Genomic DNA, 9,480 nt, shown 5'->3' with positions numbered 1-9,480 from the left:
AAGAGACGATTATGACAAGAAGAAACCTAATTGATTTGTTATCCTTAAACCTTAAAAATGTTTATAAGTTCAATATCCAAGAAAATCCACAAATGAGCTTTTGGTAGTTTTAATTGGACAGCAGTGGGGTCGGGGAATGCCGATTGACATTTGGCCGATTATGCCCTAGGATATTCTGTCGGAGGTATACAAAGGAGGAAAAATGACCGACGCTTCAGAGATAATAGATGCAAAAATAAAAGAATTTGGTGAAAAGATACAAAACGAGAACGAAGAACTGGAAAAGACAAAGTCTTTCAGGTATCAAAACAAGTGCAGAAAGATCGTGCTCGTCTCAACGGTGATCATGTTGATAGCTTCCACATATGTGCTGATCACGGTAAATGAGATCAAGGAATTTTTGATCTTGCAGATCGCGATCTATGTCGCATATATCGGAGTTTCTGCAATTCCGCGCTACATGTTCACAAATGTGTTGAAAAGCAAGAAACGCGTAGAATATATGGAAAGAAAGATCGAAGGATTCGAGTGGCTCAAGACCAGAGCACCGGACCAACAGGAAAATTTCCTGAACATTATGAAAAACAGGGGATTAATTTGATCCCCTTTTGTTTTTGTCCGGAATTGCAGAAAAAATAGAATTATATGTTATAAACAGGCTGTGAGTTTCGTGATTGACTGATTTCGGATACCATTCTATAATAAAGACTGTGAAATTAACAGTAATTTATATATAGCGGGAAAAACCGCAAATTTATGGAATTTACAGCTAAAATATCGATTGGTGACGAGCCTCCCAGTACATGCTCACCGGGGCTGGCATCAAAAAGAAGTTTTATCGAACTTTGAGAAAGGTTGACTTTATGCCTAACCTTTTTTTATGTGCAATTTTACTAAAATAAGCCAAAAAATGATGACAAGCGGAAAAATAAGATCAAACAAGTCCTTGAGCGATAAAAATATCGGGATCCGGCCCGCTTCGAATGGAAATTTCCATGGAAAAACTATATTGGTCGTAAATACCGGATCGATCAGGAAGAAATTCATATTTCAAAAAATGAAAAAACTGGGCCTTAAGATCATAGTTTTGAATAAGGAAAAGAATTGGGCAAGGCCCTATGTCGACAGGTGGATATTGGCTGATACTTTCAATCACGGTGAATCGATACATGAGGTCGGAAAATTTATGGCCAGGAATGAAAACCTGAAGATCGACGGTGTGATCACCTTTTGGGAGGATGATGTCCTTCTGACAAGCCGTATCGTCGATAGGTTCAATCTGATCGGGATCCCTTTCGCCATCGCCCAGCGGGCGAGGAATAAATTCTTTTTCAGGGATTTCTGCAAAAAGAATGATCTCCCGGTGCCGAAATATAAGCTGATCAAATCCGATTCGGATATAAAGTATGTGGTTTCCGCTTTTGATTTTCCGATGGTCATAAAGCCTGTTTATGGATCAAGCAGCGCCTATGTTATAAAAGTTAACAGCAAGAAAGAACTTGAAAAAAGCTATAAATATATCAGGAATTCAATTTCAGCGTCCATAGAATCTGCGCTTTCTGATGGAATGGGTGTTATGGTCGAGGAATACATTGACGGCGACGAGGTGGATGTCGATATACTTGTGCAAAATGGCAGGATAAAATTCTGTTCAGTTTCGGATAATAGCATTACAAAGGAGCCGTTCTTCATTGAGACCGGAAGATCGACCCCGTCCAACCTTCCGGAAAAAGATCAGAATGAGATCTCTCGCATGGCGGACGAGATCCTGGAGAAATTATCCGTTCAGAACGGCTGTATCCATTTGGAGGCGAAAATGGGAAGCAGAGGTCCGGTCCCTATCGAAGTCAATCTTCGTATGGGCGGAGACGAGATATATTCAACGGTAAAGAAGGCGTGGCAGGTCGATCTCATAGAGAATGCTTTGAAGATCGCGCTGGGCGTTTATATTCCGAGGATAAAAAAACCGGAAGAACCATTTAAATATGTCGTTTCGAAAGATTTTTTGTCGGAAAGTTCCGGGATAATCTCAAAGCTTGACGTGGATCCCGAGATAAAGAAGAAAAAATATGTCGAGGAGATAAGGTTTTTCAAGGAAACGGGCGACACAGTTCTTGTTCCGCCGCAGGGATATGAATATTTGGGATGGATAACCGTTTCCGGAGATAATTTTCTGGATGCGCAGGATAATCTTGAGGAGGCGACAAAATATATAAAGTTCGAGGTATCCAGGTTCCATTCGGCTTCTTCGATCGGAAAGACATCCAGAAAGGATCATTTTTCTTTTTCGACGCTGAAGAACGGAATTTCTACCGGCGGATATAAGATCGAAAAGATAAGAGGCATGATGACGGAGAATCAGAGGAATCTGCATATTGGCATAGCGTGTAATGCATACGACAAGAAGTCCAATGGGTTGCTTGTCGAAAATGAGCTCACGGCGGTCGGATTGAATATCGAGAAGGTGCTGAAAGAGCGTGAATATAGGGTGAGTTTTTTTGACTTCAACAACCTTCCGAAGGCCTTCAACGACCTTAGAAGAAGCGAGGTTGATCTTGTTTTCAACGTTTGTGAGAGGATAAACAATTCCAGCCTTCTTGAGCCTCATGCAGCGTCGATCCTCGACACATTGCAGATCCCCTACACAGGATCGAATCCTTTTACTCTCGGGCTTTGCATCGACAAAATAAGGGTCAAGAAGCTTCTCAACTATCACAAGATCCCGACCCCGAAATGGGACTATATGTTCAAGATGACTGACAAGCTCAGGGACGATTTTGATTATCCGCTTATCGTGAAACCGGCCAATGCGGACAATTCGATAGGGATCACGAATGATTCCGTGGTCATGAATCGGGAAGAATTGGACAGGGAGCTGAAAAAGATCCTGGTTGAAATCGGGCGCCCCGCCCTCATAGAAGAATTCATAGAAGGGGATGAATATGACGTTTCAATTCTCGGAAGCGAGGAGGACGACCTGAAAGTCCTTCCTCTTTCGAGATCTCTTTTCCACAAAATGCCGAAAGGATACTGGCACATCTATCCCTTTGCAGCAAAGTGGACGGGTGATCCAATCTATAAGAGCATAGTCGTTCAAAGACCGCCCAAGGATATAAGCAAGAAGCTCGAAACTCTGATCAGCGAAATCGCGCTCGACACATACAACATTCTCGATTGCCATGACTATGGAAGAGTGGAGATACGCGTTGATGAGAATAATAATCCCTATGTTCTTGAATTAAATCCGAATCCTTCGATCAACATCAAGGACTGCGTTCCAAGCGTTGCCATGCTCACTGGACTGGAATATGGAGATTTCATCGAAGAAATAATAAGAATGGCGATCCGCAGATACAAGAACAGGCCGCCCTATTATCATTTACAGGCGGGTATAATCTAAGCTCATGACAGAAAACAGAGTTTTACAATTCGAGTGCATAAGCGACATCCAAAAAGCCAAAGACATTTGGAATGAATTTAGCGATGGAAAAAATATCTATGACAACTGGGATTTCCGGTATTGTTTTTATAAATATTTCGCTTTCCCGCTGAGTTTTTATGTAGCAAGCCTGGATGGAACGCCCATCGGACTCATGCCGCTCCAGTATAATACCGAAAAAAAATATTACGAATTTTTCGGCGGATGCTTTATGGAAGACAACCGGATCTTCATAAAGAACGGATATGACAGCTACATTTCCAAATTTTATGGAATGCTGGACAAGCCTGCAAGGCTTGAAGATATTATCGGAGAGGATCCTTTCACAAAGTCCCTGGATGTTCTTGAGCATAAATATATTGCTGACTTCAGCGGGATAAAGACGCTTGATGAATATCTCGAAAAGATATTCAAGGCCAGGCAGATCAAAAAGATCAAAAAAAGATATGACGCGGTCGATTCGATGGGTATTGAAATAATGGAAAATAGATTTGAAGATATTGAGTCGATGATGGATCTGAATATAAAAATGTTCGGCGCACAATGCTCGTTTTTAAAACCGCATCGAAGGGAGATATTCCGCGATCTTCTGGAACTGGATCTGGAGTTCCATATGCTGTCTTTTATTATCAAGGGCAAACTGGAAGCGGTGAGTCTGGCGTTTGAATACAGGGATACATTTGTCGGGATAAACGCAGGGATCAATAAAGCGGATTATCCCGATCTCAGCACCTATACGATACTGGTGAAATTGAAAAAAGCTATTTCGCTCGGATCAGAAAAATATGATGCGGGCCTGGAGGATCTGGGATGGAAAGAGAACTGGCATTTCAATAAGGTTTCGGAGAGGATCTATATCAAAAAGTGATAAAGAATGCGGTTTATCCGATCTCTGCAGGGATCGGCCGGCGTTTCCGGTCCGATCTTTTTTGATGTTGATTTTTATCCCGGTTTACTCTAGTATTGTGCTATGACTGGATCGGAAGGTCCGGTTGATCTTTAAACAAAAGGAGGATGAAAGATTGATACAGAAATTTTACAGGAGGTTCTTTGATCCCGGCAAGATAGGCCAGATCCTATTGGACGGATCGAAAAGACCGGCCTGGGACCTTAAGAAAATGATGACGGAGTGGTGTTTCTATGTTGAAACAAAAGCTCCGCTCAGCAAAAAAGAGACAGGAGTCCTGGAATACATTCTTGGAGCGACATATGAGCCGTTTAATTTCAGCCGAGAGTCATTCGTTTCGGAATGTCCCACTGTGCTGGAAGCGGGCCCGAGGCTGAACTTCGAAACAGCATGGTCCACAAGAGCGGTCAATATATGCCGCGATTGCACCCTGGAAAAGGTGACGCGCCTGGAATATTCAACGCGCCTCGGCATTCCTGTCAGAATGACCGGCGAGGAAGAAGAAAAATTCCTGGCGATGTTCTATGACAGGATGACCCAGGCGAGATATCCGAAGCCTTTGGAAAGTTTTGAGTCGGGTTTAAAGCCGGCTCCGGTAAGGATCATTCCTTTGATCGAAAAAGGGATCAAGGAATTGGTTGCCATAAACATCGAACTCGGGCTCGGAATGGATGAACAGGATATCACGATGTGCTATAACCTGTTCGTCAATGTCCTGCATCGGGACCCCACGGACGTGGAATTATTCCAATTGGCCGCGGGAACATTTTCCGAACACGCGCGCCACAATCTTTTCAACGGCGAGATAAGCATCGATGGAATGCCGCTTGGGCATAGCCTTATGGATGCGATAAAGGCGCCATGGAAAAGAAATCCGGGAAATGCAGTTGTTGCCTTCAAGGGTTCAGTGATCCGCGGAGGAAAAGTCAGAACATTGCTTCCGATCGATCCCACAACCGTGAGTTCATTCTCGCCGTTTATTCAGCTTTGTCATCAGGTAGTGACTGCGGAAACGCATAATTACCCGACCGGCATTGCACCGTTCTTTGGAGCAGAAACCGGAATCGGCGGCATGATACGCGACAAGAAAGTTGGCGCGGGACGAGGAGGTATAGCAGGCGCAGTGTTTGCAGGATATTGCAGCGGATCTTTGTTTATTCCTAACTATATCCTTCCGTGGGAAAAAAGATATTGGATCCATCCGGAGAATCTGGCAACGGGTCTGGAAATAATGATTGGAGCCAGTAACGGAACAAGCGCATATGGAAATTGTATAGGCACTCCTGTTATTGGCGGAGTTACCCGTACTTACGAATCCGAAGATCGGTCATGGATCAAGCCTATCATGTGGGTGGGCGGTGTTGGAGGCGTAATCGACGTTCATATTGAGAAAGGAAAACCTAAAAAGGGCATGTTAGTAGTCCACCTTGGCGGTCCCGGATACAGGATCGGCATGGGCGGATCGGCGGCAAGTTCGATGATACAGGGACAGAATGCCATACATCTGGATTTCAACGCCGTACAGCGCGGAGATGCGGAAATGGAACAGCGCGTAAACAGGCTGATAAAAGCTTGCGTCGAGCTCGGGGACAAAAATCCGATCATCGTGATACAGGACGAAGGCGCGGGAGGAAATTGCAATGCCATTACAGAGCTTGTTGATCCGGCCGGAGCGATAATTAGAGTGCGTTCTATTCCAATAGGCGACGTAAGCCTGTCAATTCTTGAGAATTGGGGCAATGAATCCCAGGAACGATATGGCATTCTGATATGGCCGGAAGACCTGCCCGTCATTATGGAGATCTCGAAGCGTGAGAAAGTTCCGTGTGCTGTTATAGGCGAGATCACGGGTGATGGAATGATCATTCTCTATGACGAGACTGACGGTTCGACTCCCGTAAATCTGCCGCTAGATAAGATTCTGAGCGATCTTCCGCAGAAGAAATTCGATTTCCGGAGAATTCCGAAAGACTTGAGGCCTCTGGAGATTCCGGAGGATATGACCGTGTTTGAAGCATTCAACTTGGTTTTGCGTCATCCGTCGGTTTGTTCCAAGGGATTCCTGACAAGAAAGGTCGATCGTTGCGTTACCGCGAAAGTTACCAGGCAGCAATGCATCGGGCCGAATCATCTGCCGCTCAGCGATCACGCGGCTATAGTCCAGAGCGTTTTGGATAATAGGGGCGTGGCCATAAGTATTGGCGAACAGCCCATCAAGGGGCTCATTTCGCCTGAGGCGATGGTGAGGCTGGCTGTCGCAGAAGCCATTCTCAACTTGTGCGGAGCGAAGATCACCAGATTCGAGGATATCAAATTCCTCGCCAATTGGATGCTCGCGGCGAAACTTCCGGGTGAAGGAGCATGGCTTTGCGATGCGATCGATTCCCTGGATGAAATGCTGGAAAAATTGCATCAGGCGATCATCGGAGGCAAGGACAGCCTTTCCATGGCTGCCATAGTTGAATTGCTGGACGGGATCACCAAGAAAACGATACCGGCTCCGGGCCAATCGATCATCTCGGCTTTCGCGCCAATGAAGTATGCAACAAGAAGCATTACCGCAGACATCAAGAAACCGGGAAATACGCTGATCCTTGTGGATCTGGGAAAAGGCAAGAATCGCCTCGGCGGTTCGATCCTGGCACAGGTCCTCGAGCAATTGGGCGATGAGTGTCCGGATCTTACGGATTTTGAACTGCTTAAGAAGACATTCAAGGCGGTGCAAAGATCGATCGGAAAGGATCTTATAAGCTCCATCCACGATGTGAGCGACGGCGGACGGATTGTCACAATTGCGGAAATGGCCTTTGCGGGAAACGTAGGGTTGGATATTTCCATATACAACGGCAGCGGACCGCTTGAAACGTTTTTTGCCGAAGAACCGGGACTGGTGATCGAATGCAGTGATCCGGATGAAGTGATGAAGCTTTTCAAGGCCAAAGGAATACCGGCGCAGGTGATCGGCTTCGTGACGGAATACGGCGGCAGGATCAAAGTGAGGCACAATGGAACTTTGGTTTTGGATGAAGAGATGACGGCGCTCCGGCACATCTGGGAAGAAACCAGCACGGCAATAGAAATGCTGCAGGCGAATCCCGAATGCGTCCGCGAAGAAGCGATCGTCAACAGAAGGCTGGTCACTCCGCCTCCATACAGGCTGACATTTGAACCGAAAAAGACGCCAGCTTCTCTAAGGAGAAAAAAGAACAGGCCGAAGATCGCCATCATCCGGGAAGAAGGAAGTAATGGCGACAGAGAAGCCGCAGAGTCAGCATGGCTCGCAGGATTTGATGCCGTAGATGTGGCTATGAGCGACCTTGCCGAAGGACGCGCGAATCTCAGAGATTTCAGAGGGATAATATTCGTCGGTGGCTTCACCTTCGGAGACGTTCTCGGCGCGGCGAGGGGCTGGGCAGCTGTGATAAAGTTTAATCCCGGGCTGAAAGCGCAGTTTGAAGAATTCTACAGGCGATCCGACACCTTTTCACTTGGAATCTGCAACGGATGCCAGCTGATGCCCCTCATAGGATGGGTTCCATGGCAGGGAATACCTGATGAAAAACAGCCCAGATTCGTCGGCAACAGATCTCAGCGCTTCGAATCGAGGTTCTCAACGGTCGAGATCCTCCCAAGTCCCGCGATAATGTTCAGAGGCATGGAGGGTTCGAGATTTGGAATATGGAATGCGCATGGCGAAGGCCGGCTATTTTTCCCGGATAAGGAATTACTGGAACTTATCGAAAAGCAAGGATTGGCGCCGCTCAGATTCGTGGATGAAAAGGGCAGGATCACGGAAGAGTATCCGCTCAATTGCAATGGCAGTCCCAGGGGAATGACCGCGCTATGCACGCCTGATGGCAGGCATCTTGCCATGATGGGGCATGCGGTGGATCGTACATTCCTTTTGCAGCATTGGCCGTGGATGCCGGAAGACTGGAAAGATCTGGAGGCCAGTCCATGGATGAAAATGTTGCAAAACGCATATGCGTGGTGCATCGAAAACGAAATAAAGAATTGAAAACTTAGGAGGTGAAATGAAAAGCATATCCCTGAAAATGAATCGGGGATTTTTTTATGTCCGGATCATTTTTTCTTGACCAATTCCAACTTTATGATAATCTCTTTATATCAAGGAAATGGCCTTGAAATACAGTACGGAGGTAAATAATGAAGAAAAAGAAAGAAACCGGAATGACATATGCAGGAACGGGCGTGGTCTATTCCGACATGGACTGGTTTAAAAGAATGGCACAAAAATCAGCAAAAGAAACGGCGGGAAATATCAGGCGTTTTGGAATTCAGGAACTTTCAATGAGCCGAGGAGAAAGTGTCTATGTTATAGACATGGGAGAATATTATCTCGGTTTTGTTGAAGAGGGGCTTGGAACAAAAAGTCTTGTTGCAGATGCAATGTTCGAGCTTACCGGAAAGAGCTATGACGACAAGATCGCGCAAGATACTCTTGCAATGATCCTTAACGACATGATAACTCTCGGGATCATGCCCATAGCAACTGCCATGCATCTGGGATTGGGAAACTCAGATTGGGTGAAAAATAAAAAACGAAGCAAAAAACTGATAATCGGATGGAAAAAATCATGCAATATGGCCGGGTGCGCTTGGGGATGCGGAGAAACTCCCACGCTTAAGGATATAATAATTCCCGGAACGGTTGTGTTGAGCGGTTCCGCTGTGGGAATTGCGAAGCCCAAAAATAAGCTGATCAAGGCAAATATCAAAAATGGTGACGCGATAGTGATATTTGAAAGCTCCGGGATTCATGCTAATGGCCTGACGCTTGCCCGAAAGATTGCCGGCAAGCTTCCAAGAGGCTATCTGACCCCGCTTTCTGACGGCAGGACTTACGGAGAGTCTCTGCTGGATCCGACAGTTATCTATGTCAAAGTCATTGAAGATTGCCTGAATGCCGGAATAGACATTCATTATGCGGTGAACATAACCGGGCATGGCTGGAGGAAATTGATGAGAGCGCAGGAGCCTTTCGTTTATGTCATATAAAGGAGATAGGGATAATAGTGTATACTTAAGGGCAGGAAGAAGAGACTAAGGTGTCAATGGCCTTGAGCCACTCGCAATACGATCGTCTCTTCTTGTCCTTAAGCATACCGGTTTA

Annotated in this window: 5 protein-coding genes; all 5 read left to right on the top strand. The window is 45.8% G+C overall.

Going from position 1 to position 9,480, the window contains the following annotated elements; translation table 11 throughout:
• Positions 1-202: 202 nt before the first annotated feature.
• The 5 genes from WC788_09685 (at position 203) to WC788_09665 (ending at position 9,365) form a co-directional block, all read left to right on the top strand.
• Entirely contained in the window at positions 203-601 is a 399-nt protein-coding gene (locus tag WC788_09685; protein MFA6097867.1) for a hypothetical protein, read from the top strand.
• Positions 602-910: 309 nt separating this feature from the next.
• Positions 911-3,400: an ATP-grasp domain-containing protein gene (locus tag WC788_09680; GenBank protein MFA6097866.1), complete on the top strand. Its 2,490-nt coding sequence runs from the start codon at positions 911-913 to the stop codon at positions 3,398-3,400.
• Positions 3,401-3,404: 4 nt separating this feature from the next.
• The gene (locus WC788_09675) at positions 3,405-4,307 is read left to right on the top strand and encodes a GNAT family N-acetyltransferase (GenBank protein MFA6097865.1); all 903 of its coding nucleotides are present in this window, start codon (positions 3,405-3,407) and stop codon (positions 4,305-4,307) included.
• Positions 4,308-4,461: 154 nt separating this feature from the next.
• Positions 4,462-8,364: a phosphoribosylformylglycinamidine synthase gene (gene purL / locus WC788_09670; GenBank protein ID MFA6097864.1), complete on the top strand. Its 3,903-nt coding sequence runs from the start codon at positions 4,462-4,464 to the stop codon at positions 8,362-8,364.
• Positions 8,365-8,513: 149 nt separating this feature from the next.
• Positions 8,514-9,365: an AIR synthase related protein gene (locus tag WC788_09665; GenBank protein MFA6097863.1), complete on the top strand. Its 852-nt coding sequence runs from the start codon at positions 8,514-8,516 to the stop codon at positions 9,363-9,365.
• Positions 9,366-9,480 lie beyond the last annotated feature (115 nt).

This window comes from Candidatus Paceibacterota bacterium, assembly GCA_041661265.1.
In the GTDB taxonomy this organism is placed as follows: Bacteria; Patescibacteriota; Minisyncoccia; order JAHIHE01; family JAGLIN01; genus JBAZUT01.
The sequence above is the reverse complement of the archived record's forward strand: the minus strand, read 5'-3'. Positions and strand labels throughout refer to the sequence as shown.

Coding starts and splice junctions, on each gene's coding strand:
- WC788_09675 (MFA6097865.1), top strand. CDS start 3,405: ATGACAGAAAACAGAGTTTTACAATTCGAGTGCATAAGCGACATCCAA.
- WC788_09685 (MFA6097867.1), top strand. CDS start 203: ATGACCGACGCTTCAGAGATAATAGATGCAAAAATAAAAGAATTTGGT.
- WC788_09665 (MFA6097863.1), top strand. CDS start 8,514: ATGAAGAAAAAGAAAGAAACCGGAATGACATATGCAGGAACGGGCGTG.
- WC788_09680 (MFA6097866.1), top strand. CDS start 911: ATGATGACAAGCGGAAAAATAAGATCAAACAAGTCCTTGAGCGATAAA.